Source organism: Fulvivirga imtechensis AK7 (genome assembly GCF_000331535.1).
In the GTDB taxonomy this organism is placed as follows: Bacteria; Bacteroidota; Bacteroidia; order Cytophagales; family Cyclobacteriaceae; genus Fulvivirga; species Fulvivirga imtechensis.
In genome coordinates this window covers 1-483 of sequence record NZ_AMZN01000208.1, presented here as the reverse complement: position 1 = coordinate 483, position 483 = coordinate 1, and the positions used below count along the sequence as shown (strand labels likewise).

General features: G+C 46.4%; 1 protein-coding gene. It reads right to left on the bottom strand.

Annotated elements, in window-relative coordinates; all coding sequences use genetic code 11:
• The coding region (locus C900_RS27815) for an AMP-binding protein (RefSeq protein ID WP_040497735.1) at positions 1–483 on the bottom strand (483 nt) is incomplete at both ends.

The following is a 483-nucleotide window of genomic DNA, read 5'->3' as shown; positions in this document are numbered from 1 at the left end:
TACACCTCCCGGAGTCAGATGACCATCTTTGTCAACTATATACAGTGATGTGTTGGACAGCGGCTTTCCTATGGGAATCAGATCCGATTCAAAATCACAGGGATAGTATGTACTGTACACCGTGGCCTCCGTGGGTCCATATAAATTATCTAAACGCGTCTGGTATTTGGCATGTAAGCTCGACCCAAATCTGTGGACTACATCTGCACTTAAGGCCTCCCCGGCTGATAACACCAGCTTCAGACTACTCATACGACCAATATCGTCTCGCTCCGCCTCTTCTAAAAACACAGAAAGCAACGAGGGTACAAACTGAACGGTAGTAACGCCGTACCGCGATATTGTCTCTGATAATTTACCCGGATCCTTCTCGGCTCCTGCCTCGGCAACTACCACTCTCGCTCCTGATATACTCCACCAAAACAACTCACAAACCGATACATCAAAGATCAATGGGGTCTTCAATAATAATACATCATCTTC